The 25,571-nt window shown below is 72.8% G+C and carries 20 protein-coding genes and 1 pseudogene; 4 read left to right on the top strand and 17 right to left on the bottom strand.

Features of this window, described 5'->3' with window-relative positions; translation table 11 throughout:
* Positions 1-838 precede the first annotated feature (838 nt).
* The 13 genes from ftsZ to ACFE67_RS00760 form a co-directional block, all read right to left on the bottom strand.
* On the bottom strand, positions 839-2,023 hold the full coding sequence (gene ftsZ, locus ACFE67_RS00700; RefSeq protein ID WP_375404950.1) for a cell division protein FtsZ: 1,185 nt from the start codon (positions 2,021-2,023) through the stop codon (positions 839-841).
* A gap of 138 nt (positions 2,024-2,161) precedes the next feature.
* Positions 2,162-3,046, bottom strand: coding sequence for a cell division protein FtsQ/DivIB (locus ACFE67_RS00705; protein ID WP_375404951.1), 885 nt, complete (start codon positions 3,044-3,046; stop codon positions 2,162-2,164).
* Positions 3,043-4,449 carry a UDP-N-acetylmuramate--L-alanine ligase gene (gene murC / locus ACFE67_RS00710; RefSeq protein ID WP_375404952.1) on the bottom strand — a complete coding sequence of 469 codons (1,407 nt, stop codon included), beginning with the start codon at positions 4,447-4,449 and terminating at the stop codon, positions 3,043-3,045. The genes ACFE67_RS00705 and murC overlap by 4 nt, the downstream gene beginning before the upstream one ends.
* Entirely contained in the window at positions 4,446-5,537 is a 1,092-nt protein-coding gene (locus ACFE67_RS00715) for a glycosyltransferase (protein ID WP_375404953.1), read from the bottom strand. Before ACFE67_RS00715 ends, murC begins: the two co-directional genes overlap by 4 nt.
* Positions 5,534-6,802 (bottom strand): FtsW/RodA/SpoVE family cell cycle protein, encoded by a 1,269-nt coding sequence (locus ACFE67_RS00720; protein WP_375404954.1) that lies wholly within the window; start codon positions 6,800-6,802, stop codon positions 5,534-5,536. The genes ACFE67_RS00715 and ACFE67_RS00720 overlap by 4 nt, the downstream gene beginning before the upstream one ends.
* 5 nt (positions 6,803-6,807) lie before the next feature.
* Complete coding sequence (gene murD, locus ACFE67_RS00725; RefSeq protein WP_375404955.1) at positions 6,808-8,298, bottom strand: UDP-N-acetylmuramoyl-L-alanine--D-glutamate ligase; 1,491 nt, start codon at positions 8,296-8,298, stop codon at positions 6,808-6,810.
* Positions 8,299-8,563: 265 nt separating this feature from the next.
* A complete protein-coding gene (gene mraY, locus ACFE67_RS00730) occupies positions 8,564-9,706 on the bottom strand; it encodes a phospho-N-acetylmuramoyl-pentapeptide-transferase (RefSeq protein ID WP_375404956.1) in 1,143 nt (380 codons plus the stop codon).
* Positions 9,706-11,118 carry a UDP-N-acetylmuramoyl-tripeptide--D-alanyl-D-alanine ligase gene (gene murF / locus ACFE67_RS00735; protein WP_375404957.1) on the bottom strand — a complete coding sequence of 471 codons (1,413 nt, stop codon included), beginning with the start codon at positions 11,116-11,118 and terminating at the stop codon, positions 9,706-9,708. The genes mraY and murF overlap by 1 nt, the downstream gene beginning before the upstream one ends.
* A 106-nt stretch (positions 11,119-11,224) precedes the next feature.
* Positions 11,225-12,970 carry a peptidoglycan D,D-transpeptidase FtsI family protein gene (locus ACFE67_RS00740; protein WP_375404958.1) on the bottom strand — a complete coding sequence of 582 codons (1,746 nt, stop codon included), beginning with the start codon at positions 12,968-12,970 and terminating at the stop codon, positions 11,225-11,227.
* A gap of 197 nt (positions 12,971-13,167) precedes the next feature.
* Entirely contained in the window at positions 13,168-13,614 is a 447-nt protein-coding gene (locus tag ACFE67_RS00745) for a hypothetical protein (RefSeq protein WP_375404959.1), read from the bottom strand.
* Between the two features lie 35 nt (positions 13,615-13,649).
* A complete protein-coding gene (gene rsmH, locus ACFE67_RS00750; RefSeq protein WP_375404960.1) occupies positions 13,650-14,642 on the bottom strand; it encodes a 16S rRNA (cytosine(1402)-N(4))-methyltransferase RsmH in 993 nt (330 codons plus the stop codon).
* Between the two features lie 125 nt (positions 14,643-14,767).
* Positions 14,768-15,199 (bottom strand): division/cell wall cluster transcriptional repressor MraZ, encoded by a 432-nt coding sequence (gene mraZ, locus ACFE67_RS00755; protein ID WP_375404961.1) that lies wholly within the window; start codon positions 15,197-15,199, stop codon positions 14,768-14,770.
* 171 nt (positions 15,200-15,370) lie between these two features.
* Positions 15,371-15,727, bottom strand: a complete 357-nt coding sequence (locus tag ACFE67_RS00760) for a DUF3040 domain-containing protein (RefSeq protein ID WP_375404962.1) — start codon at positions 15,725-15,727, stop codon at positions 15,371-15,373.
* A gap of 89 nt (positions 15,728-15,816) precedes the next feature.
* On the opposite strand from ACFE67_RS00760, the gene ACFE67_RS00765 reads away from it, so the two are divergent.
* The gene (locus ACFE67_RS00765) at positions 15,817-16,935 is read left to right on the top strand and encodes a polyprenyl synthetase family protein (RefSeq protein ID WP_375404963.1); all 1,119 of its coding nucleotides are present in this window, start codon (positions 15,817-15,819) and stop codon (positions 16,933-16,935) included.
* Positions 16,936-16,959: 24 nt separating this feature from the next.
* On the opposite strand, the gene ACFE67_RS00770 is transcribed toward ACFE67_RS00765, so the two are convergent.
* Positions 16,960-17,292, bottom strand: coding sequence for an Rv2175c family DNA-binding protein (locus tag ACFE67_RS00770; protein ID WP_375405003.1), 333 nt, complete (start codon positions 17,290-17,292; stop codon positions 16,960-16,962).
* Positions 17,293-17,447: 155 nt separating this feature from the next.
* Here ACFE67_RS00770 and ACFE67_RS00775 point away from each other — a divergent pair, with 155 nt between their 5' ends.
* Together ACFE67_RS00775 and pknB are read left to right on the top strand one after the other, a co-directional pair.
* Positions 17,448-18,455, top strand: a complete 1,008-nt coding sequence (locus ACFE67_RS00775) for a LysM peptidoglycan-binding domain-containing protein (protein WP_375404964.1) — start codon at positions 17,448-17,450, stop codon at positions 18,453-18,455.
* A 115-nt stretch (positions 18,456-18,570) separates the two neighbouring features.
* Positions 18,571-20,070: pseudogene (gene pknB, locus ACFE67_RS00780) on the top strand (Stk1 family PASTA domain-containing Ser/Thr kinase); the annotation flags it as partial.
* A 124-nt stretch (positions 20,071-20,194) separates the two neighbouring features.
* Here pknB and ACFE67_RS00785 read toward each other — a convergent pair.
* The 3 genes from ACFE67_RS00785 to ACFE67_RS00795 form a co-directional block, all read right to left on the bottom strand.
* On the bottom strand, positions 20,195-21,550 hold the full coding sequence (locus ACFE67_RS00785) for a class II 3-deoxy-7-phosphoheptulonate synthase (protein ID WP_375404965.1): 1,356 nt from the start codon (positions 21,548-21,550) through the stop codon (positions 20,195-20,197).
* A 41-nt stretch (positions 21,551-21,591) separates the two neighbouring features.
* Positions 21,592-22,281, bottom strand: coding sequence for a lysophospholipid acyltransferase family protein (locus ACFE67_RS00790; protein ID WP_375404966.1), 690 nt, complete (start codon positions 22,279-22,281; stop codon positions 21,592-21,594).
* 69 nt (positions 22,282-22,350) lie between these two features.
* Positions 22,351-23,316 carry an ROK family glucokinase gene (locus ACFE67_RS00795; protein ID WP_375404967.1) on the bottom strand — a complete coding sequence of 322 codons (966 nt, stop codon included), beginning with the start codon at positions 23,314-23,316 and terminating at the stop codon, positions 22,351-22,353.
* Between the two features lie 99 nt (positions 23,317-23,415).
* Here ACFE67_RS00795 and ACFE67_RS00800 point away from each other — a divergent pair, with 99 nt between their 5' ends.
* The gene (locus tag ACFE67_RS00800) at positions 23,416-25,260 is read left to right on the top strand and encodes an AMP-dependent synthetase/ligase (RefSeq protein WP_375404968.1); all 1,845 of its coding nucleotides are present in this window, start codon (positions 23,416-23,418) and stop codon (positions 25,258-25,260) included.
* Positions 25,261-25,571 lie beyond the last annotated feature (311 nt).

Genomic DNA, 25,571 nt, shown 5'->3' on the forward strand with positions numbered 1-25,571 from the left:
TGGACGGCGTGGAGGCGGTCGGCGAGTTCCGTCACGGGGTCGACCGTAGTCGGGGCGTCCTGGCGGTGCGGCTGGGCCGGGGTGGGGCCGGGTGGGTGGGGCGTCGGGAGCCTGTGCGGTGTCGGGATGGCCGGGAGGCCGGGACGGCGGCGGGTGGGGCGGTGCCGGTGGCTCGGTGCCGTGCGCTGGGGAGAGGGCCGGGAGGCGCGCGTCCCTTCCGGCAGGGAGTGTCCGTTCCGGCAGTGGCTTCGGGCCGATTCACCTGCCGGAAGGGACGCACACTGCCGGAACGGACGCCGGGATCAGCAGATCTCCTGATCGACGCACACCTGGTGTCGTGATCAGGAACGCGGGTGTCGATCAGGATCGAATACGGCATCAGTCCTGATCGACGAACAGATTCCTGAACATGGCACGCCAAGTGCCGCACCACGCGGATGATGCGAGCTGCTCTCGAGAAGGCCACCGCGTCACCACCGTCCCGGCTTCCCTCGCGCCGCGGACGGTAGCTGCGAGGCGGGCGAAGCAATGCACGGACCACGCGCGCGGGAGTGGCCGCTGCGGGGTGGTCTCGAGGCTCGCTTCGCTCGCACCTCGACCAGCGGGGCGGGGTCCACGGGTCGGGGTCGGGGACGGCGGGGCGGGGTTGGCGGGGCGGGGTTGGCGGGGCGCGAACAGCGGGTCGGGCACAGCGGGTCGAGAACAGCGGGTCGAACACAACGGGTCCGGACCAGCGGGGCGGGGCCGGCGGGGCGGGGCCGGCGGGGCGGGGCCGGCGGGGCGCGAACAGCGGGTCCGGACCAGCGGGGCGGGGACGGCGGTCTGGGCCGATCCGGGATCAGCGCAGGAACTCCGGGATGTCTAGGTCGTCGTCGTCGTCCGCGTAGTCGAGGTCGCTCGTCTGGGTCAGGGTGGTCGAGTCGGCGACGAGCTGCCACTCGTGCGAGCCGGTCGCGTTCTGGTCCGTGCCGCCCGACGGCTTCTGGGTCGCCGTCGGCGTGGTCGCGGTGTGCACCGCCGGCTTCGCGGCCGTCTCGACGAAGTTGCTGCGGCGGGTGTCGCGCTTCTCGCGGAAGTTCTCGCCGTCGAAGCCCGCGGCGATGACCGTGACGCGCACCTCGTCGCCGAGCGTGTCGTCGATCACCGCGCCGAAGATGATGTTCGCCTCCGGGTGCACCGCCTCCTGCACCAGCCGGGCCGCGTCGTTGATCTCGAGGATGCCGAGGTTCGAGCCGCCCATGATCGACAGCAGCACGCCGTGGGCGCCGTCGATCGACGCCTCCAGCAGCGGAGACGCGACCGCGAGCTCGGCGGCCTTGATCGCGCGGTCGGCTCCCCTGGCCGAGCCGATGCCCATCAGGGCGCTGCCGGCGCCCTGCATGACGCTCTTCACGTCCGCGAAGTCCAGGTTGATCAGGCCCGGGGTCGTGATCAGGTCCGTGATGCCCTGGACGCCCGCGAGCAGCACCTGGTCGGCGGTGGCGAACGCCTCGACGATGGAGATGCCGCGGTCGCTGATCTCGAGCAGCCGGTCGTTCGGGACGACGATCAGGGTGTCGACCTCGTTCGCGAGCGACTGGACCCCGCGCTCGGCCTGCTGGAGGCGGCGCTTGCCCTCGAACGCGAACGGCTTCGTGACGACGCCGATGGTCAGGGCGCCGATCGACTTCGCGATGCGGGCGACGACCGGGGCGCCGCCGGTGCCGGTACCGCCGCCCTCCCCCGCCGTCACGAAGACCATGTCGGCGCCGGCGAGCGCCTCCTCGATCTCCTCCGCGTGGTCCTCGGCCGCACGGCGGCCGACCTCGGGGTCCGCTCCGGCACCGAGGCCGCGGGTCAGCTCCCTGCCGACGTCGAGCTTCACGTCGGCGTCGGAGAGCAGGAGGGCCTGGGCGTCGGTGTTGATCGCGACGAACTCCACGCCCCGCAGGCCGAGCTCGATCATGCGGTTCACGGCGTTCACACCGCCGCCGCCGACGCCGACGACCTTGATGACCGCGAGGTAGTTCTGGTTCGACGTCACGAGGGCCTTCCGGGTGGGTGTCTGCCGCGCGACTTCAACGTGAAGTTGAAGGTGAAACTCCTGCTCATCAGGGTTTTCCGCTGGGCACGACGGTAGGTGCAGGCCCGCCGCCCGAGCCCCTCGACGCGCCGGGTCCACTCAGCGGGTCAGCACGACTCCGGGCGACGAGACGTCGATCACGGTCGCGCCGTCGGCGGCTCGGACCAGTGCGGCGCGCAGAGCCTCGGCCTTCGCGGCGCCGTCCTCGGCGCCGCCCCACTGCACGTGGACGCCGCCGCGGAGCGTCAGCTGCACATCGTCGGCGCTCGTGGCCCGCACGGCCGTCACGACCGGATCCGCGCCGGCGAGCGCGCGCAGCGCGGAGACGGCGGCCGCGTACACCTCACCGGACGCCGCAGTGCCGGAGGGGATCGTCAGGACCGGCAGACCGGCCGCCCGCGCGGGATCGACCTCGATGGTGACCCGTGCGGCGTCGAGCACCGCCCAGCCGTCGCCCGTGCGCTGCTGTGCGACGGGGGTCCTCGGCACGATCGCCACCTCGAGCGTGCTCGGCGGTCGTCGGACCAGGGTGAAGCGTTCGACGGCCGGCACGGCCCTCAGCGCCGCGGCCACGTCCTGGTCGGTGACGAGCGCCACGGGCCGGCCGAGCTCGCCGGCGAGCGCCGATCGCACCTCTGCGCCGAGCGCACCGGAGGTGCCGGACACCGCGATCGTCCTGACCGGGAACACGGGGCCGAACGCGAGCAGCAGCGGCACGCCTATCAGCAGCACGAGGACGCCGACCACCGCGCCGACCACGATCCGCGGCCGGCCGGCCAGGCCGCTGCGGCGCCGCTCCCGCGCCTCCATCCGGCGACGAGCGCGGACCGCGGCTCGGATCGCCCTGCGGTCGTCGCGGGCGGGCGGAGGGTCGGGGAAGCGCCGATCGGTGTGCAGCGGACGGTCGGGATGCAGCGGCCGGACGGGCGCGATCCGCTGCGGCAGCACCGGCGGCCGCGCGGGAGGGGCGGGCGGCCGGCTCACCGGACGGGTGCCCTGTCGCCGAGCGCCTCGAGCAGCTGCGGCACGATGCGGTAGACGGAGCCGCAGCCGAGCGTGACGACGAAGTCGCCGGGTCGGGCGAGCTGCGCGACGAGGTCGGCCGCCTGCGCCCAGTCGGGTGCGTAGTCGACGGCGGCCGGGTCGGCGAACCGGTCGACGACCAGCCGCCCGGTCACCCCGGGCACCGGGTCCTCCCTGGCACCGTCGACGTCGAGGACGACGGTGTGGTCCGCGGTGCGCTCGAGCACCTCCGCGAACCGGCCGGCCATCGCCTGCGTGCGGGAGTAGAGGTGCGGTTGGTGCACGGCGATGATGCGGCCGTCGCCGACGACCGTGCGGGCGGCGGTGAGCGCGGCGTCGACCTCGGCGGGCAGGTGCGCGTAGTCGTCGTAGACGCTGACGCCGTCGACCCGCGCCTGCAGGTCGAAGCGCCGACCGGTGCCGCCGAACCGGGCGACCGCGTCGGCGGCCTCCTGCAGCCCGTAGCCGAGACCGAGCAGCACCGCGACCGCGCCCGCGGCGTTCACGACGTTGTGCCGGCCGGGGATCCGGAGGCGGATGCTCACGGAGTCGCCGCCGGCGGTCAGCACGCCCCCGGCAGCGCCGTCGGTGGTGATGGCGGACACCCGCACGTCGGCGTCGGCCGCTTCGCCGTAGGTCCGCACCGTCCGGCCGGAGATCCTGGACCGGACACGTCGCGCTCCGGCGTCGTCCGCGTTGATGACGAGCAGCTCGGCGGCCTTCGCACCGAAGTCGACGAAGGCGTCGTCGAACGCCTCCTCCGTGCCGTAGTGGTCGAGGTGGTCGGCGTCCACGTTCAGCACGAGGGCGATCGCGGTGTCGTAGAGCAGAAACGAGCCGTCGGACTCGTCGGCCTCGACGACGAACACGTCGCCGCCGCCGAGCCGCGACGAGGTGCCGAAGTCCTTGATCGTCCCGCCGTCGACGAAGCTCGGGTCCGCGCCCAGCGCGTCGAGCGCGACGGCGAGCATCCCGGTCGTGGTCGTCTTGCCGTGCGCACCGGCGACGGCGACGAGCCGGTCGCGACCGATGAGCGCCTTCAGCGCGTGGGAGCGATGCAGCACCGGCACACCGCGCCTGCGGGCCTCCAGCAGCTCGGGGTTGTCGGGCCACAGGGCGCTCGTGACCACGATCGCGTCGACGTCGCCGAGGTTGCCGGCGTCGTGTCCGATGAAGACCGTCGCGCCGGCATCGCGGAGCGCGTCCGTGTAGGCGTTCCGGGTCCGGTCGGAGCCGCTGACCGTCGCGCCGCGCGTGAGGAAGAGCTTCGCGATCCCGTTCATGCCGGAGCCGCCGATCCCGACGAAGTGCACCCGGTCGAGCCGGTCCGGGATCGGCACGGTCAGATCGGGCGTGATCGTCATGCGCCCGAGGGTACGCGGGAGGCCCCCGCCAGCCCGGCGCGGGCCAGGCGCGTCATCCGCTCCGCGCCGTCCCGCACCCCGTCGCCCGTGGCCGCCGCGGCCATCGCGGCGACGCGGTCAGGATCCGCGAGCAACGGCAGGACCACGGCGGCGAACCGCTCCGGCGTGAACGTGCCGTCCTCCTCCAGCACCGCGCCCCCCGCCGCCACCACGCCCGCGGCGTTGAAGCGCTGCTCGCCGTTCCCGACCGCGTACGGCACGTACACGGCTGGCAGCCCGAGCGCGGAGAGCTCGCTGACCGTGGAGGCGCCGGCCCGCGACACCGCGAGCTCCGCGGCGGCGAGCGCCAGGTCCATCCGGTCGCAGTAGTCGAGCAGCCGGTAGCCGGCCAGGCCGGGGTCCGGCTCCTCGTTCCTGCCGCCCGCGAGGTGCAGCACCTGCCAGCCGGTCGCGAGCACCGCCGACGCGTTCGCGACGACCGCCCGGTTCAGCTGTCGCGCACCGAGCGAGCCGCCCGTCACGAGCAGCACGGGCCGGGCGGGGTCGAGGTCGAAGAAGACGCGCGCCTCCGCGCGGAGCGCCGCGCGATCGAGCCCGGCGATCTCCCGGCGCAGCGGCATGCCGACGCGTGTCGCGTGCGGCAGCGGCGTGTCCGGGAACGTCACGCCGACCGCCCGGGTCAGGCGGGCACCGAGCCGGTTCGCCATGCCGGGTTTCGCGTTCTGCTCGTGGATCGCGAACGGCACGCCGCGGCGTCGGGCGGCGAGGTAGGCGGGCGCAGCCGCGTAGCCGCCGAAGCCGATCACCCCGTCGATGCGGCGCTCGGCGAGGTACCGGCCGGTCAGCGCGATCGAGCCGGTCACGGCGCGCGGGAACCGCAGCGCCGCCAGGTCCGGTCGCCGCGGGAACGGGACGCGCGGGATGACGAGCAGCTCGTAGCCGCGCTCGGGCACGAGGCGGGACTCCAGCCCCTCCGCCGTGCCGAGCACGAGCGCCTCGTCCCCCTCCTGCACGAGAGCGTCGGCGACCGCGAGCAGCGGGTTCACGTGGCCCGCGGTGCCGCCGCCCGCCAGCAGCCAGCGCGTCATCGGGCGCCCATCGATCGTCCGCGGCCGGCCGGATGCTCGGGGTGCGCGAGCGGCAGCGCAGCGGCGACGGGACGGTCGGCGAGCGCCATGATGCAGCCGACGGCGGCCAGGTTCGCGATCAGCGACGACCCGCCCGCGGAGACGAACGGCAGCGGCACACCGAACACCGGAGCGACCCCGACGACCACCGCGATGTTCGCGAACGCCTGACCGACCAGCCAGGCGAGCACCATCCCGGCGGCGGCGCGGGTGAACCGGTCCTGCGTGCGGGTGGCGATCCGCAGCAGCACCACCGCCATCGCGACGAAGCACCCGAGCAGCACCGCGAGGCCGATCAGCCCCGTCTCCTCGCCGATCACGGCGGCGATGAAGTCGTTGTCCGCCTCCGGCAGCCAGAACCACTTCGACACGGAGTTGCCGATCCCGACGCCGGTGAGGCCGCCGTTCGCGAGCGCCCACTGGGCCTGCGTGGTCTGCCAGCAGGCGCCGAGCAGGTCCGTGCAGCCGTTCTGCCACGCCTCGAGCCGGTCGGTGCGGGAGCCGTTCGCCTGCGAGAAGACCCAGAGCAGCGCGCCGGCGCCGCCGCCGAGCACCAGCAGGACGGGAAGCCGGACGTTCGATAGCAGGAACCCGCCGCCGCCGATCAGGGCGAGGATCAGGCAGGTGCCGAGGTCGTGCCCGAGGTACACGGACCCGATCGCGATGCCTGTGAACACGACGGGCGGCAGGACGCCGCGCACGCCGAGCCGCTCCCCCGGGCGCCGGGAGAAGAACGAGGCGAGCAGCAGGACGAGGCCGAGCTTCACGAACTCGGAGGGCTGCACGCTGACGCCGGCGATCCGGATCCAGTTCTGGTTCCCGCCGATGTTCGTCCCGAGCGGCGTCAGCGCCGTCAGCAGCTGCAGCAGAACCGCGGCGAGGAACGCGGCCGGCGCGAGGCGCGCGAGCAGCTGGGTGCGGAGGCGGGTGGCGATCGCCAGCATCGCGCCGGCGCCGACGAACGCGGCGATCCCCTGGGTCGCGAAGTCGCCGTAGGGATTGCCGGCGACGCTCGCCTCCACGCTCGACGACGACAGCACCATCACCAGGCCGAACACCGTGAGGAACAGCGTCAGCGCGCCGAGGGCGAGCGCGTCGCCGCCGCCGACGGCCGCGAGCGACGGGAGGGTGATGCGGTGCAGGACGGCCCGCTGCGCGCTCGACCGCCGGGCGACGGGCAGCTGGACGACCGGGTTGACGGTCCTGGTCGGGGTCGCGCTGTCCATCGATCTCACTCCGTGCGTGCCGGGCCTCCGGCGATCGCGTCGCGGACGGCGGCGGCGAACCGGTCGCCCCGGTCCGCGTAGTCGGTGAACTGGTCCATCGAGGCCGCTGCGGGCGCGAGCAGCACGACGTCGCCGTCGGAGGCGAGCGCACGCGCCGCCTCGACCGCGAGGGGCATCACCCGGTCAGTGTCCACGTCCGGCACCACCGCGACCGGGACGCCCGGCGCGTGTCGGGCCAGCGCCTCGGTGAACGCGGCGGGGTCGCGGCCGATCACCACGGCGCCGCGGAGGCGGTCGGCGGCGACCGCGGCGACGACGAGCGGGGCGACGTCGACGCCCTTGGTCAGGCCGCCCGCGATCCAGACGACGCGCTCGAACGCGCCGAGCGACGCGGCGGCGGCATGCGGGTTGGTGGCCTTCGAGTCGTCGACGAACCGCACGCCCTCCGCCTCCGCCACCGGCTGGATGCGGTGGGCGTCGAGCCGGAACGCCGCGAGCGCGTCGCGGATCGCGCGCGGCGCCACGCCGACCGCACGGGCGAGCGCGGCGGCAGCGAGCACGTCCGCGACGACGTGCGGCGCGGAGAGGCCGGCGTCGTGCAACGCGTGCAGCGTCGTGAGCTCGAGCGCGGAGGTGCGGCGCTCCTCGAGGAACGCGCGATCGACGAGGACCTCCTCCACGATCCCGACCTCGGAGACGCGCGGGACGCCGCGGGTGAAGCCGATGGCCCGGCAGCCCTCGACGACGTCGGCCTCGCGGACCAGCTGCTCGGTGACCGGGTCCTCGACGTTGAAGACGCAGGCGAGCCGGGTGCGCTCGTAGACGCGGCCCTTCGCGGCCCGGTACGCCTCGGCCGAACCGTGCCAGTCGAGGTGGTCGTCGGCGATGTTCAGGCAGACGCTCGCCGCCGGGCTGACGTCGTTCATCCAGTGCAGCTGGTAGCTGGACAGCTCGACGACGAGCACATCCCAGCCGTCCGGCTCCCGGATCGCGTCGAGCACGGGGCTGCCGATGTTGCCGCAGGCGCGCGCTCGCCTGCCGTCCTCGAGCAGGATCGCGGTCGTCAGCTGCGTCGTCGTCGTCTTGCCGTTGGTGCCCGTGATGGTGATCCACTCGGCGGGCTCCCCGGTCTTGTCGCGGAGGCGCCACGCGAGCTCGACGTCGCCGAGCACCGGCACGCCCGCCTCGGCCGCCCAGGCCAGCGCGGGGACGTCGGGGTGGAACCCGGGGCTGACCACGAGGAGGTCGGGGCCGAACTCGACGAGCGCGTCGCGCTGCGCCGCCGCGTCACCCTGCCGCACCGCCGCGCCGATCACGCCGAGCAGCGTCGCGCGCTCCTCCGTGACCCGTTCGCCGACCACGAGCACGTCGCAGCCGAGCTCGACGAGGGTGTCCGCTGCCGCGAAGCCGACCACCGCGGCGCCGAGCACGCCGACCTTCAGCCCGCGCCAGCCCTCCGCGTGCCAGGAGGTGAGCGTGCTCAGCTCGGCGGTCATGCGCGCCTCGAGACTGCTCGGGGTGATCTCGAGGCTCGCTGCGCTCGCACCTCGATCAGCGGGTGGAGGCGCTGCGCTCGCACCTCGATCAGCGGATGGGAGCGCTGCGCTCGCGCCTCGATCAGCGGATGGGAGCGCTGCGCTCGCACCTCGATCAGCGGGTGAGGGCGCTGCGCTCGCACCTCGATCAGCGGATGGGAGCGCTGCGCTCGCACCTCGATCAGCGGGTCGGGGCGGTTTGCTCGCGGCGGGATCGCCGGGCCGCTCACCCGCGCCTCGTCAGCCACTCGAGGTAGAAGAGCCCGACGCCGAGCGCCACCAGCAGGCCGGCGATGATCCAGAACCGCACGACGACGGTGATCTCGGCCCATCCCTTCAGCTCGAAGTGGTGGTGGACCGGGCTCATCAGGAAGATCCGTTTCCCCTTGGTCGCCTTGAAGTACGCGCGCTGCAGGATCACCGAGCCGGGCTCGATCACGAACAGGCCGCCGATCAGCACCACGAGCAGCTCAGTGCGGGAGAGCACGGCGAGCGCCGCCAGCGCGCCGCCGAGTGCGAGCGAGCCCGTGTCGCCCATGAAGATCTGCGCCGGCGACGTGTTCCACCAGAGGAACCCGATCAGCGCACCGGTGACGCACGCCGCGACCGTCGCGAGGTCGAGGGGGTCCCGCACGTCGTAGCAGAGCGCGACGTTCGCGGCGTCGAGCGACGGCTCGAAGCAGGACTGGTTGAACTGCCAGAAGCCGATGATCACGTACGACCCGATCGCGAAGATCGACGCCCCGGTGGCCAGGCCGTCGAGACCGTCGGTGACGTTCACGCCGTTCGAGGTGGAGGCGACGATCAGCCAGATCCAGACGACGAACACGATCACGCCGATCGTCGCGCCGAAGATCGCGGTGAAGCTCAGCACGGAGCCGTCGAACCACTGGTCGCGGACGATCGAGATGTTCGTCGTCGCCGGGGTCGTCGTGTACTGCTTACCGCCAGCACCCACCGCGGTCTTCGGGAACTGGAGGACCAGCAGCGCGAACCCGGTCGCGACGATCAGCTGCCCGGCGATCTTGGCCCAGCCGCCCAGGCCGAGACTGCGCTGGTTCCGGGTCTTCAGGTAGTCGTCGACGAAGCCGACGATACCGAGGCCGACCATCAGCAGCAGCACCAGCAGACCCGAGATCGTGATCGCCCGCAGGTCGTTCAGATGGCCGACGAAGTAGCCGACGACCGCCGCGAGGATGAAGACGACGCCGCCCATCGTCGCCGTGCCGCGCTTCGAGTGGTGGCTGACCGGACCGTCGTCGCGGATGAACTGGCCCCAGCCGAGGCGGTGGAACAGCCGGATGAACAGCGGTGTCAGGAACAGCGTGAAGAGCAGCGAGACGCCCGCGCCGGTCAGCAGGGACTGCATCAGGCGCCCCGGGCCCAGCGGGCGCCGAGCCGGTCGCCGAGGTGGCGGAGCCCTGCCGAGTTGGAGGACTTGACCAGCACGGTGTCGCCGGGCTGCACCACCAGCTCGAGCAGCTCCTCCGCCTCCTCCTGGGTCTCGGCGTAGATGCTCTCCGTATCCCACGAGCCCTGCGCGGTCGCCGCGAGATGGATGCGCTTCGCGTCCGGCCCGACGACGATCAGCTGGCCGATGTTCAGCCGGACGACGAGCAGGCCGACGCGGTCGTGCTCCTCCCCCGCCGACTCGCCGAGCTCGGTCATCGCGCCGAGCACGGCGACGGAGCGGCCCGGCGCGATCTGGACCAGCGCCTTCAGCGCGGCGGCCATGGAGTCGGGCGACGCGTTGTAGGCGTCGTTGACGACGGTCACGGGGCCGGTGGCGACGACCTCCATCCGCCAGCGCTCGGCGCGGGTGACGGCCTCGAGCCCCGTGACGATCGTGTCCGCGTCGACGCCGAGCGCCGTCGCGACCGCTGCGGCCGCCATCGCGTTGCCGACATGGTGCTCGCCGAGCACGCGGAACGCCACGGGTCGGCGCTCGCCGCCCGGCAGCACGAGGTCGAAGGTCGTGCCCGCGGCCGTCGCCTCCACGTCGTCGGCGGTCGTACCGCCGGTGGAGGGGTCGGCGGAGAGCCCGAACCAGGCGACCCTCGCCCTCGTCCGCTCGGCCATCGCCGCCACGCGCGGGTCGTCGCGGTTCAGCACGGCCACGTCGTGCTCGCCGAGCCCGGTGACCATCTCGGACTTCGCGAGCGCGGTGCCCTCGATGCTGCCGAAGCCGGCCGCGTGCGCCAGGCCGACCTTCAGGACGACGCCGATGTCGGGCGGTGCGAGGGCGACGAGGCGGGCGATCGCTCCGGGCCCGCTGGCGCCCATCTCGGCGACCAGGAACTCGGTGTCGTGCGTGACGCGCAGCATCGTCATCGGGCCGCCGACCTCGTTGTTGAACGAGGCGTGCGACGCGACGGTCGGGCCGACCCGGCCGAGGATCTCGCGCAGTAGGTTCTTCGTCGTGGTCTTGCCGTTGGAGCCGGTGATGCCGACGACGCGCAGCCGGCCCGCCTCCCGAACCCGCGCCACGACCGTCTTCGCCAGCGCGGCGAGGGCGACGGTCGCGTCGGCGACGACGACCTGCGGCACGTCGAGGTCGAGCGGGCGCTCGACGATCAGCAGCGCGGCGCCCCGCTCGAGCGCGGACGCCGCGAAGTCGTGCCCGTCCATCGTCTCGCCGACGCGCGCGACGAACACCCCGCCGGGGGTGACCTCGCGGGAGTCGGTGTCCACCGGTCCGTCGACGACCGCGGCACCGGCGGAGGACGGGTGCACGACGCCCTGCACGGCGGTCGCGATCTCGTCGAGCATGAGCGCGATCACCGGAGGGGACTGCCTGCCGCCGAGTTCGCCGTCTGCACCCCGGCCACCTCCCGCACGTCCCGCATCCGGTGGCCCAGCGTAGAGGATGCCTGCTGCGACGCTTCGGTCACCACGAGGTCGGGAGGTCCGGGGAGGTCGTGCCGGAGGGCACCACTCCACCGGCCTGCAGCGCCCTGGCCATGACCTTCTGCCAGATCGGCGCGGTCGCCTGGGACGTGTTCAGCTTCGTCGGCTGGGACAGCGCGACGTAGACGACGTACGTCGGGTCGTCCGCCGGGGCGATGCCCGCCATCGACACGAGGTAGTCCTTCGAGTAGCCGCCGGAGGAGTCCACCTCCTGCGCCGTGCCGGTCTTGGTCGCGACCCGGTACCCGGGGATGGCGACGTCGGCCCGCAGCCAGCCCTTCGTCGCGACGTTCTCGAGCATGCGCACCGTGCTGCCGGCCGCGGTGGTCGAGATGACCCGCTTCGCCGTGCCGTTCGCCGGCGCCGTGACCGCGCCGCCCGCCGTCGTGCAGGAGTCGACGAGGCGGACCGGGAGGCGCAGGCCGCCGTTCGCGATTGTCTGGTAGGCGCTCGCCATCTGCACGGCCGACACGGTCAGGCCCTGGCCGAACATCGTCGCGTAGCGCGTCTGCGGGTCCCAGTCGGGCGCGTCGGAGCCGAAGGAGCCGCCCGCCTCCGCACCGAAGCCGACCGCCGTCGGCGCACCGAACCCGTACGCCTTCAGGTAGGCGAGGCGCGTGGCGTCGGAGATCCTGGCGCCGAGCTGCGAGATGCCGGTGTTGCTCGACTGCACGAGCACGCCGGTCAGGGTGAGGTGCTCGTTCCCGTGCATCTCGCTGTCGTTGATGTCGGCGCCGTCGGCGGTCATCAGGCGGTAGGGGGCGACGACCTGGGTCGCGGGCATCGCCGCGCCCGAGTCGAGCAGCATCGAGGCGGTGACCGCCTTCATGGTCGAGCCGGGTTCGTAGGGCGCGGTGAACGACCGCGACCCGAGTGCGGACGCATCGGTGTCCGCGGTCTTCGAGGGGGTGTTCGGGTCGACCGTCGGCCAGTCCGCGACGGCGAGCAGCTTGCCCGTCCTCACCTCCTCCACCACCACGGATCCCCAGGCGGCGCCGGTCTGCCTCGCCCGCTGGGCCAGCACCTGCTGCGTGTAGTACTGGAGGTCGCGGTCGATCGTGAGCCGGATCGTGCCGCCCGGCTTCGCCGCCGTGACGACGGTCTCCGAGCCGGGGATCGGGGGGCCGTCCAGCCCCCGCTCGGCGATGGACTCGCCGTCCGTGCCGGCGAGGCAGGTGTTCTCGGCGCGCTCGACCCCGGCGAGCGCGGTCTGGTCCGCCCCGACGAAGCCGAGCAGGTTCCCGGCGACGGCGCCGGCCGGGTAGGTGCGCTTCGAGACGGCCTGGTAGTAGAGCCAGCCGAGGTCGAGCGCCTGCACCTTCTCGAGCCGGGAGAAGGAGATCTGCTTCGCGAGCAGCGCGTAGCTCGACTTCGGGTCGGCGGTGAGCGCCGCCTGCACGGTGGCCTGGTCCACCCCGAGCGCGGTCGCGATGCGTCCGGCGTCGCGGGCGACGTGGCCGGCCTTCGCGGCGATCCACGGCACCGCGGTGACCGTGTAGCGCGTGACGGTCGTCGCCAGCACGGTGCCGCGCGCATCGACGATGTCGCCGCGCGGACCCGGCAGCACGCTCGTGACGCTGCGCCGGTCCTTGGAGGCGGTCCGCAGCGCATCGGCCTGCACGACCTGCACGTCGGTGAGACGCACGAGGAACACTCCAGCGAGCAGCAGGACCGTCAGCAGCACGAACGCGGGCCGCCATCGCGCCCGACGCCGGTGCTCGCGCATCCGCCCCTCCATCCGCCGGGATGGGTTCCCCGGCCCGGTGAACCTAGGTGAGGTCGAGCGGCGGGCGGCGGAGGCGCGCGCCGCGGTCGGCGCCTTCGTCACCCTCCCGCGGCGGCTTGGTGCGGTCGATTCCGACTGGTGCGGTGGTGATCGCTCCCGCACCAGTCGGCAATCACCGCAGAAGCCCCGCAGGCGGGTCAGCCGACGATGCCGCCGGGCTCCGATGCCTGACCGGCGGCCGCCGAGGTGCTGCCCAGGACCGCGCCGGTGCGGGCGTCGAGGTAGGCGGGCGAGTCGTCGGGCACCATGCCGAGCGCCGCGGCGCGGGCCGCGAGGTGCTGCGGCGCGGCCATGGCCCGCAGCGTCTCCGCCTGCACCTGCTGCTGGCGGGAGAGGAGGTCGGACTGCTGCTGCAGCGAAGCGAGCCGGTAGGCGCCGTTCGCGGTGCCGATCGACAGCAGCAGCTGCGCCGCGACGACGCAGACGACGCCGCCGAGCACCGCGGCCCCGGCGAGCACCTTCGGTCGGGCGAGCGCGGCCGGGCGAGGAGCGACGGCGGCTGTGGTGTCGACGACCGGAGCGGCCTCGACGGGACGGGCCGGCAGCGGCCGGCGGACGGGATCGAATGCGTATGCGGTGCTCAAGACGAACAGTCCCCCAACTGTGTGACATCCATGTCTCAGGCGGTGCGGTGATCCCCCCGGATCCGCTCCGCCGCCCGGAGCCGCACGGATGCGGCCCTCGGGTTCCGTTCCACCTCCGCCTCCGCCGCCTTGGGTGCACCCCGAGTCAGCATCGTGAAGGTGGGAGCCGTGTCGTCGGTCTCGATCGGGAGCCCTCGCGGGGCGGTCGAGACGGTCCGGGCGGCGAGCGCCCGTTTGACGATCCGGTCCTCGAGGGAATGGTAGGACAGCAGCACGATCCGGCCACCGGTGGATATCCGGTCGAGGGCCCTCGGAACCGCCCGCTCGAGCACCTCGAGTTCGCGGTTGACCTCGATCCGCAGCGCTTGGAACACGCGTTTGCCCACGTGGCCGCGACCTTTCAGCGCGGCGGGCGTCGCGCGCTCCAGCACGGCCACCAGCTCGGCCGAACCCCGGATTGGGGTGGCCTCCCGCGCCGCTGCGATCGCCCGCGCGTAGCGGTCGGCGAGCCGCTCCTCGCCGTAGATCCGGAAGATCCTGGACAGCGCCTTCGGGTCGTACTCGTTGACGATCGCCGCCGCCGTGCGGGTCTCCCCCGGGTCCATCCGCATGTCCAGCGGCACGTCGCGGGCGTAGCTGAAGCCCCGGTCGTCCTGGTCGAGCTGCATCGACGAGACGCCGAGATCGAAGAGGACGCCGTCGACGGAATCCACGTCGAGGTCGTCGAGCACCTCCGGGATCGCGTCGTAGACCGCGTGGGCCGGCTGGAAGCGGCCGCCGAACCGCGCGAGCCGCGTACCGGCGAGCCGGAGGGCGTCCGGGTCCCGGTCGACGCCGACGAGGGTCGTGCGCGGGAAGCGCGTCAGCAGCACCTCCGCGTGGCCGCCGAGCCCGAGCGTCGCATCGACCACGACGGTCGGCGTCTCCCGGTCGAGCGCGGGCGCCAGCAGCGCCAGCGTCGTCTCGAGCAGGACGGGGACGTGGAGCGGAGTGGAGGCGTGGCCTCCGGGATCCTCCGGACCGTTCATCCCGATACCCATCCGTGGACCGGACCTGGCACCGGGGAAGTGTGACAGGGGCGGACGGACGGGCGACCTGGCACCGGGGAAGTGTGTCAGGGATCCCGTCACGGCTGGGACTCGGGAGGCACGGGCTAGAGGATCCCGGGGACCACCTCGCCCTCGACGGACGCGAACGCGTCCTCGGTCTCGGCCAGGTGCCGCTCCCATGCGGCGGCGTCCCAGATCTCGACCCGGTCGCCGACGCCGAGGACCGCGAGCTCGCGCTCGAGGCCCGCGTACGTGCGGAGGGCGGGCGGGATCGTCACCCGGCGCTGCTTGTCCGGCGTCTCGTCGTGCGCGCCGGAGAGGAACACCCGGAGGTAGTTCCTCGCGTCGCGACTCGTGACGGGCGCCTGGCGGATCTTCTCGTGCACGCGGTCGAACTCGTCGCGCGCGTACACGTAGAGGCACCGCTCCTGCCCACGGGTGATGACCACGCCGTCGGCGAGGTCGTCCGCGAACCTGGCAGGAAGGATGATCCGCCCCTTCTCGTCGAGACGCGGTGAGTAGGTACCGAGGAACACGGCACCGACCCCTCGCCATCTGCGTGACCAGCGACGCTGGCGTGCCCCACTTTACTCCACTCTCCTCCACTCAGACCACTCCGATTCGGATTCGTCCTCACGGCGCTCCCCGGGAACGACAGAACGCCCCGTGGCCGGAGCCACGGGGCGTTCTGTCGAGTCGGGAGAAGATCAGGGCTGGCGGCGGCGCTCCCAGCGCTGCGAGAGCCGGTCCATGAAGCCGGAGGGACGCGCGCCGGGCGCGGAGGGGAACCCGGCCGGCCCTCGTCGGGTCCGGACGCCGATGGCGATCAGCACGCCGGCGAACATCGCCACGAATCCCAGCGCGCCGATCGGCCAGCTGTGGCCCAGCACCCCGAGGATGATGACGGCCATGCCGGCGGCGACCAGCAGCACGCCGCCCACGACGGCGCCGTAGCTGATCCGCCCCTGGGCCCGGCCGACGGACGCGACGAAATCGGCGTCGCCGTGGTAGAGGCTGCGCTCCATCTCGTCGAGGAGGCGCTGCTCCTGCTCGGAAAGTGGCATCCGGGTCCCTCTTCTCTCAGGGGTGGACTGGCCGCGCGGCCGTGAGCGGCGCCAGTGTACAAGGCGGGCTCGTGGCTAGGCTAGGCGGTGTGAGCACCGGTGGCCGACTCGTCGACCTCGTGCAGAACCGGATCGACGAGTTCCTCGACGCCCGAGCACCGATTCTCGCCGCCATCTCGGACGACACCGCGCCGATCGAGATGATTTCGAGGGACTTTCTGAGATTCGGGAAGCGGTTCAGGGCCCGGTTCGCGTACTGGGGCTGGCAGTCCGTGCAGGGAACGGGGTCGTCCGACGACATCTTCGGCGACTCGCGCAGCAGGGACGTGCCCGCGGTCGTCGGTGTCGCGGCCGCGCTGGAGCTGTTCCACGCCGCCGCGCTGGTGCACGACGACCTGATCGACGCCTCCGACACCCGCCGTGGAGCGCCGTCCGCGCACCGCCGCTTCGAGCGCGAGCACCGCGACCGCAGCTTCGTGGGCGACGCGACCCGCTTCGGCGACTCCTCCGCGATCCTGCTCGGCGACCTGCTGCTCGTGTGGAGCGACGAGCTGTTCTCGGAGTCGCTCGACCAGTTGTCGGACCGGGACAACGCCCGGGCGGCGCGCGCCGAGTTCAACCGGATGCGCACCGACGTCACCGCGGGCCAGTACCTCGACATCGTCGCGGAGGCGTCGTGGCCGCACGTCCGCGAGGGTCGCGAGGTCGACACCGCCATCACCGTCATCACCTACAAGTCCGCGAAGTACTCGATCGAGGCGCCGCTCGCGATCGGCGCATCCCTGGGCGGGGCGTCGATGCCGCAGATGGCCGCCCTGCGCGAGTTCGGGCTGCCGCTCGGTGTCGCCTTCCAGCTGCGCGACGACCTGCTGGGCGTCTTCGGCGACAGCGAGGTCACCGGCAAGCCCACGGGCGACGACCTGGTGGAGGGGAAGCGCACCGTGCTCGTCGCGCTCGCGCGCCGCGCGCTGCCCACCTCCGCCCGCCGCACGGTGGACGAGCTGCTCGGCGACCCGGAGCTGACGGTCGAGCAGGTGCAGATGCTGCAGGAGACGATCCGCGGCTCCGGCGCGATCGACGAGGTCGAGCAGCTGATCGCCGCCAACGTCGAGCGCGCGCTCGAGGCGCTGGACGGCGCACCGCTCACGGCCGACGCCCGCGACGCCCTCTCCCGCCTCGCGGACTCGATCAGCGTCCGCACGGCCTGAGCGACCCGCCGGTCGCAGCAGCGATCAGAAGGCGAGGGCCTGCGCGACCCGGCGGACCTCGGCCTTGCGGCCCGCGAGGAGCGCGTCGATCGGGGCGACGCCGAGGCTGTCGTCGGGCTCGAGCAGCCAGGTGACGGACTCGTCGTTGTCGAAGCCGCTGTCCGACAGCAGGATCGCGGTGCCGCGCAGCTCGGGCAGGGGCCCCTCGTCGTCGAGGAACACCTCCGGCACCGACAGCACGCCGTCGCGGCGCATCGCCAGCAGGGTCCGGTCCTCGATCAGCCTGCGCACGCGGCTCGGCGTCGAGTCGAGCCGCTCCACCAGGTCGGGGACGGTCAGCCAGGTCCGCTCGTTCATGCCGGTCACGGGAGACAAGGATGCCAGGGCTCGAACTGGGGTCAGCGTTCCGGGGGGCGAACGCGGGTCCCAGCGGCCACGTCCATTGACTTCGGGGACGCCGTTTGGGACTGTGCGCTCACGCCCCTCGGGGGATGGGCGAGAACAGGATGGACATGAGTTCCACGCTTTCGGAGCAGGAGCGACTGGCGCGGGCCGACGGGGGACGGCACACGGGCGACCGCGGCGCGCTGCGGACACGGCTCGGGGCAGCCGGTCGTCTCATGGGGTCGCTCGCCCGGTCCGTCGCACCGTCCGGCGACCTGTCGGTCGGCGGCGACCGCGACGGTCGCTGGTCGCGGCCTTCGGCCGACGCCGAACCGATGCGCCGCGCCCGCGAGGGCGCGATCGAGGTCGAGGTCGCCCAGGGCGAGACCGTGTTCGACATCGCCGCGCGCCACGGCGTCTCGACCGCGAGCGTGCTCGCGCTCAACGGGCTGGGGTGGAGGACCGCGTTGGCCACCGGCCAGACCCTGCTCGTCAAGCCGCACGAGAGCCGCCCGGCCACGACCTCCGTCGCCGACGAGCTGCACCGGCACCGTGTCTCCCGCGACGAGACGATCTCCTCCATCGCACAGCGCCACGGCGTCGGGACCGCCGCCGTCCTCCTCGCGAACGGGCTGTCCCGCGGCAGCACCGTCCGCGCCGGCCAGCAGCTCGTGATCCCCGTGCCGAACCTGCGGAAGACCGGCTCCGGCGCGGTCACGCTCACCGGCGAGATGCGGGAGAACGCACGCGTCGTCCTGGCGGTCGGGCGGGAGGCCGGCGTGCCGGACGACGGCATCGTCATCGCCCTCACCGCCGCGATGCAGGACTCCTCCCTGCACAACCTCGCATTCGGGGAGGCCGACGCGGTCGGGCTCTTCCAGCAGCGGCCGAGCCTCGGCTGGGGCGATGAGGATGCGCTGCTCGATCCTCGTCACGCCGCGATCGCGTTCTTCGGCGGCTCCGGCAGCGGCATCGTCGCGCCGGCGACGGGGCTGCTCGACGTGGGCGGCTGGGAGTTCATGAGCATCGGCGAGGCCGCGTACGCGGTGCAGCGGGGCGCCTCCCCCGCGGCGTACGGCAAGTGGGAGCGCGCCGCTCGCGGGTGGCTGCAGGACCTCGAGCGCGCAGGGCGCTGACCCGGCCGAACCTGGACGGGGACCGAGGAGAACGGCGCCGCACCGGGCCCGTGCCCGGGCTCCGTCACCGCCGCTCCTTACACTGCCCGACGTGACCGCCGCGCCTCCCGACCCCATGGTGGGCCGGCTGCTGGACGGGCGATATCAGATCCGTGCGCGCATCGCGCGGGGCGGCATGGCGACGGTCTACCTCGCCACCGATCTGCGGCTGGAGCGCCGCGTCGCGGTCAAGATCATGCACGCGCATCTGGCAGACGACGCCGCGTTCCGCGACCGGTTCATCCAGGAGGCGCGCAGCGCCGCGCGGCTCGCGCACCCGAACGTGGTCAACGTCTTCGACCAGGGCCAGGACCTCGGCACGGCGTACCTGGTGATGGAGTACCTGCAGGGCATCACCCTCCGCGACCTCCTCGGCGAGTACGGCCGCCTCACGCCCGAGCAGACGATGGACATTCTGGAGGCGGTGCTCGCCGGTCTCGTCGCCGCGCACAAGGCCGGGATCATCCACCGTGACCTGAAGCCCGAGAACGTGCTGCTGGCCGACGACGGCCGGATCAAGATCGGCGACTTCGGACTCGCCCGCGCCGCGACGAGCCACACCGCGAGCGGCCAGGCGCTGCTCGGGACGATCGCCTACCTCTCCCCCGAGCTCGTCACCCGCGGTATCGCGGACACCAGGAGCGACATCTACGCGGTCGGCATCATGATGTACGAGATGCTCACCGGCGAGCAGCCGTTCAAGGGCGAGCAGCCGGTGCAGATCGCCTACCAGCATGCGAACGACTCGGTTCCGGCGCCGTCGCTGAAGAACCCCGCGATTCCGGCGCTGCTCGACGACCTGACCCTGTGGGCGACCTCCCGGGATCCGGAGGACCGCCCCCGCGACGCCCGGGCGATGCTCGACCAGCTGTTCGAGACGCAGCACCTGATGGCGGACGGGGTGGAGGCGGCGCGCAAGCGCCCCGCGACCCAGCGCACCGCCGTGATCCCCTCCTCGTCCGCGGCCGCCACCCGCGTGCTGACCACCGCCGACGTCCGACCGGCAGCACCGAAACGTGGTGAAGTCACCGACGTCATCGAGCGGCTGCGGGCCGCGACGGCGAAGGCGCATCGCCGAGGGGCGTGGGCGTTCGGCGCGGTGCTCGTCGCCGGTGCGCTGGCTGCGGGCACCGGCTGGTACTACGGCGGGGGCCCGGGCTCGACCTCGGCGCTGCCCGCGGTGTCCGGCATGACCGAGGACGGCGCCGCCCGGAAACTCGCGGCGCAGGGGTTCCGCCTCGGGCCTTCGAAGCGAGCCTGGAGCACGGAGGATTCCGGCACGGTCGCCACGACCGACCCGAAGCCGGGCGCCACGCTCTCGCACGGCGCGACGGTCTCGCTCGTGCTGTCGCGCGGCGCGCAACCGGCCTCGGTCCCGGCGGTGAAGGGCGACACCGTCGCGGCGGCGACCGCGGCGGTCGCCGCTGCCCGCCTGACGCTCGGTCAGCAGGTCGAGCGGACATCGAGCCGCGCGGCCGGCACGGTGCTCCGCCTGATCGACGCGGACGGCGACACCGTGCCGGCCGCCGCCGAGGTCCCGGCCGGTACGACCGTGCGCCTCGTCGTCTCGACCGGCCCCACCGCGCCACCGACCACCCCGTAGGGAGCAGTTCAGCAGGACTCAGCACCATCAGCAGGACTCACCGGGCGTTTCCGTCCTGCTGATGGTGCTGAATCCTGCCGTCGTGCTCGGGCGGGGCTCAGCGGCGGGAGTGCTTCGCCAGCTCCTCGGCCACCAGGAACGCGAGCTCGAGCGACTGCATGTGGTTCAGCCGCGGGTCGCAGAGCGACTCGTAGCGGGTGGCGAGCGTCTGCTCGTCGATGTGCTCCGAGCCGCCGAGGCACTCGGTCACGTCGTCGCCGGTCAGCTCCACGTTCATGCCGCCCGGATGCGTACCCGCGCCGCGGTGCGCCTCGAAGAAGCCGATGACCTCGTCGACGACGTCGTCGAAGCGGCGCGTCTTGTAGCCGGTCGGCGTCGTGATCCCGTTGCCGTGCATCGGGTCGGTGATCCAGAGCGGCGTCGCCGCGAAGCCCTTCGCCGCCTCGAGCAGCGGAGGCAGGGTGTCCCGGATCCTCGACGAGCCCATCCGCGTGATCAGCGTCAGACGGCCGGGCTCGCGGTCCGGGTCGAGCAGGTCGACGAGGCGCTCCAGCTCGTCCGACGTCATGCCCGGTCCGACCTTCACCCCGATCGGGTTGCGGATCCGACGGAAGAAGTCGACGTGCGCGCCGCCCAGCTGCCGGGTGCGCTCCCCGATCCAGATGAAGTGGCCGGAGGTGTCGACCGGCGTCCCGTTGCGGGAGTCGATCCTGGTCAGCGCGCGCTCGTACTCGAGCAGCAGCCCCTCGTGCGCCGTGTAGAACTCGACGCGCTTCAGCTCGTCGAAGTCCGCGCCGGCGGCCTCCATGAACCTCACGGCGAGATCGATCTCGCGCGCGAGGCCCTCGTACCGCTGGTTCGCCGGGTTCGCGGCGAAGCCGCGGTTCCAGCTGTGCACCTCGCGGAGGTCGGCGAACCCGCCCTGCGTGAACGCGCGCACGAGGTTCAGCGTGGAGGCGGCGGTGTGGTACCCGCGGACCAGCCGGGCGGGGTCGTGACGGCGTGACTCGGGCGTGAAGTCGTACCCGTTCACGATGTCGCCGCGGTACGCGGGCAGGGTCACGCCGCCGCGCGTCTCCGAGTCGCTCGACCGGGGCTTCGCGAACTGGCCCGCCATGCGGCCCATCTTCACGACCGGCATGGAGGCGCCGTAGGTGAGCACCACCGCCATCTGCAGGATCGTCTTCACCCGCGCCCGGATGCGGTCGGCCGTCGCGGCCTCGAAGGTCTCCGCGCAGTCGCCGCCCTGCAGCACGAACGCGTGACCGGCGGCCGCGGTCGCGAGTCTCGTCCGCAGCTGATCGATCTCACCGGCGAACACGAGCGGGGGCATGGAGCGCACCTCGGCGACGGCGGCCTCCGCCTCGGCGGGGTCGTCCCACGTCGGCTGCTGCAGCACCTCCAGGGTGCGCCAGTGGTCGAGCCCCGCGACCACCTCGGGGCGCGCGGGCACGACGGGATCCTCGAAGGACGACAGCACGGGCGCTTCCCTCGTCACGCGGCACGGGCGGCAGACGCCTGCCGCAGGGTGCTCGCGTACGCGTCCACGTACTCCTGGCCCGAGAGCTTCGCGATCTCGACCATGATCTCGTCGGTGATCGACCGGAGCACGAACCGGTCCCCCTCCATACCCTCGAAGCGGGAGAAGTCGAGCGGTTCGCCGATCACGACACCGACCCGGCGCACCTTCGGGATCTTCGACCCGATCGGCATCGCCTTGTCGGTGTCGAACATCGCGACGGGGACCACCGGGGCCTTGCCCTCGAGGATCATCCGGGCGACGCCGGTGCGGCCGCGGTAGAGCTTGCCGGTCGGGCTGCGCGTCCCCTCCGGGTAGATACCCAGCACGCCGCCGTGCTGCAGCACCTGCACCCCCGTGTCGAGCGACGCCTCGCTGGCCTTGCCGCCCGATCGGTCGATCGGCAGCTGACCGACCCCGTTCATGAACGTCCGGATGGCGAATCCCCTGATGCCCTTCCCGGTGAAGTAGTCGCTCTTGGCGAGGAAGGTCACCTTGCGCCGCAGCATCAGCGGCAGGAACAGCGAGTCGACGATCGAGACGTGGTTCGACGCGAGGATGACCGCCCCCGTCGTCGGCACGTTCTCGATGCCGGAGACCCACGGCCGGAACGTCGCGTTCAGATACGGCGCCAGGAAGAGGTTCTTGATGAGCCAGTACAGCATCGAGGGTCTCCTTCCCCGGCGGATCCCGACGAGGCTACCGGGTCGCCGGGGCGGACCCGGATCCCGGCCTCAGGGCGCGGAGGCGGTCGCGTGCGGGTCCGCCTGGAGGCGCGCGAGGTCTGCCGCGCCCACCACGCCCGCCTCGTTGCCGAGCTGGGCGACGGCGAACACCGGCTCGGGATGGAACCCGCGAGCCGGGAGGTGGTCCGAGTACGCGCGGCGGACCGGGTCGAGCAGGCGGTCGCCGGCGTCGGCCACCCCGCCGCCGATCACGAACAGCTGCGGATCGAGGACGACGGCGAGGCTGGAGCAGGCCTGGCCGAGCCAGGAGCCGAGCTCGCTCAGCGCGGCGATCGCGCCGGGATCCCCCTCCTGCACCAGCCGGCCGATGACGGCGCCCTCGAGCACCCCTCCCGCGCGCTCGCGCTCGGCGGCCAGCGCCCGGCCGATGCCGCCCGAGTCCGCGATCTCGCCCGCCATGCGCTGCAGCGCCCGACCCGAGCCGTACTGCTCGATGCAGCCGCGCGCGCCGCACCCGCACAGGATCCCGTCGGGCACGACGCGCAGGTGCCCCAGCTCGCCGGCGACGCCGAAGCCGCCGCGCAGGAGGCGGTCGTCGACGATCACCGCCCCGCCGACCCCGGTGCCCGAGGTCAGCATCACCATGTCGGAGACCAGGCGGCCGGCGCCGAAGTGGAACTCCGCCCAGCCGGCCGCGTTGGCGTCGTTGTCGATCACGAGGGGCAGGTGGAGGCGCGCCTCCAGCCGCTCCCGCAGCGGCTCGTTGCGCCACGGGATGTTCGGCGTGTAGTACACGGTGCTCTGGGCGGCGTCGATGAAGCCGGGGGCCGCGACCCCGACGGGCAGCCGCTCGCCGTCGGCGAGGGTCTCGATCATCGAGACGATCGCCTCCTCGATCGCGTCCGAGTCGCGCGCATCGGTGGGCACCCGCTCGAAGCGCTCGATGGCGCCCAGCTCGTCGACGATCCCGCCGGCGATCTTCGTCCCGCCGATGTCGATCCCGATCGCGTGCACGGCAGAGGAGCCTAAGCGGAAAGGCGCCTCCGGCCCCGTCTGCCGCCTCCTGGTACCCCGCCCGATACCATCGACCCCACCCAGGCGAAGGAGCTTCGAGTGCAGCAGACCGAGACGCGGATCCTCGTGGATCCCGAGCCGGCACTGAACGTCGCCGAGCTGCTCGCGCAGCGCGCGTCGCGCACACCCGACCTGGTGCTGTTCCAGGTCCCCGACGGCGCCCCGTCGAGTGCCGCAGGACCGCGCGGGTGGCGCCCGATCACCGCCGCCCAGTTCCAGCAGCGCGTCGTCGACGTCGCGAAGGGGTTCGTCGCGGCGGGGATCCAGCCGGGCGACCGGATCGGGCTGCTCTCCTCCACCCGCTACGAGTGGTCCGTCGTCGACTTCGCCGCCTGGTACGCCGGGGCGCTCGTCGTGCCCGTGTACGAGACGAGCTCGCCGGACCAGGTGCGCCACATCCTCGAGGACTCCGACGCCGCCGCGATCGTGGTCGAGACCGCGGAGCACTACACCCGCGTCGACGAGGTGCAGGCGGACCTCCCGAACCTCCACTCGGTGTGGCAGCTGCACCTCGGCGGCCTCGACAAGCTCGCCGCGTCGGGGCGCGACGTGCCCGACCAGGAGATCGAGCGCCGTCGGCGGCTCGCGGTCGCGTCCGACACCGCGACCATCATCTACACGGCCGGGACGACCGGGAAGCCGAAGGGCTGCGTGCTCACGCACGGCAACTTCGTCGAGCTGACGCGCAACGTCACGATCGACATCCCCGAGATCGTGCACGAGCAGGCCGCGACCCTGCTCTTCGTGACCCTCGCGCACGTCTTCGCGCGGTTCATCTCCGTGCTGGCCGTCTCCGGCGGCATCCGCGTCGGGCACCAGGCGGACACCTCCCAGCTGGTGCCGTCGCTCGGCTCGTTCAAGCCGACGTTCCTGCTCGCCGTGCCGCGGGTGTTCGAGAAGGTCTACAACTCCGCCGAGCAGCGGGCGGAGGCGTCCGGCCGCGGCGCCGCGTTCCGCTGGGCCGTCGACGTCGGCGTCCGCTGGTCGGAGGCGAAGGTCGCCGGCCGCGTGCCGCTCGCGCTCGCGGTGCAGTACCGGGCCGCCGACGCGCTCGTGTTCCGGAAGCTGCGCGCCGTGCTGGGCGGGCAGTGCCGCTGGGCCGTGTCCGGGTCGGCGCCGCTCGGCAAGCGGCTGAACCACTTCTACCGCGCCATCGGGGTGACGATCCTGGAGGGCTACGGGCTGACGGAGACCACTGCGCCGATCACGGTCAACCGGCCAGCCGCAGCGAAGGTCGGCACCGTCGGTCCACCGCTGCCCGGCTCCGCGATCCGGATCGCCGCCGACGGCGAGATCGAGGTGAGCGGCATCGGCGTCTTCCCCGAGTACATCCACAACGCGAAGGCGACCGCGGAGGCGTTCGACGGCGAGTGGTTCCGGACCGGCGACATCGGCTCCCTCGACGACGACGGGCACCTGCTGATCACGGGCAGGAAGAAGGAGATCATCATCACGGCGGGCGGCAAGAACGTCTCCCCCGCCGAGCTCGAGGACCCGATCCGCGCCGACCCGATCGTCAGCCAGGTCGTGGTCGTCGGCGACCAGCGGCCGTTCATCGCCGCGCTCGTCACCCTCGACACCGAGATGCTGCCCGCCTGGCTGAAGAACAAGGGCGAGGACGAGCGCCTGCCGGTGATGGAGGCGGCGAAGCTGCCGGTCGTCCGTGCCGAGATCCAGCAGGCGATCGACACCGCGAACACGCAGGTGTCCCGCGCGGAGGGCGTCCGCGCCTACCGGATCCTCGCCGACGACTTCACCGAGGCGTCGGGCGAGCTGACGCCGAAGATGAGCATCAAGCGCCACGTCATCCTCGACAAGCGCAGCGCCGACATCGACGCGCTGTACGCGGAGGCGAAGAAGGAGCAGGTCGGCTCGGCGCGGTGAGCTTCTGCACGCTGGGTGGTGAGTGGGCGGGCTTTCCGAGGTCCGGTGCGTTCGTGCGTGGTGAAGGGCGCCTTGACGGTGGGTGGGTGCGGGCTTCTCGAGGTCCGATGCGATCGTGCGTGGGAAGGGCGCCTTGACGGTGGGCGGGTGGCGGGCTTCTCGAGGTTCGGTGCGTTCGTGCGTGGTGAAAGCGCCTGGACGGTGGGGGCGGGGTGTCGGGGTCGGTTCTGCATCGGGTGTAGGACTGCGACGCCGGTGTAGGATCAGAACTGCGGTTTCGACCTACACCCGCTTCAGCGTCCTACACGACG

It is taken from the genome of uncultured Amnibacterium sp. (assembly GCF_964244015.1).
Lineage (GTDB): Bacteria > Actinomycetota > Actinomycetes > Actinomycetales > Microbacteriaceae > Amnibacterium.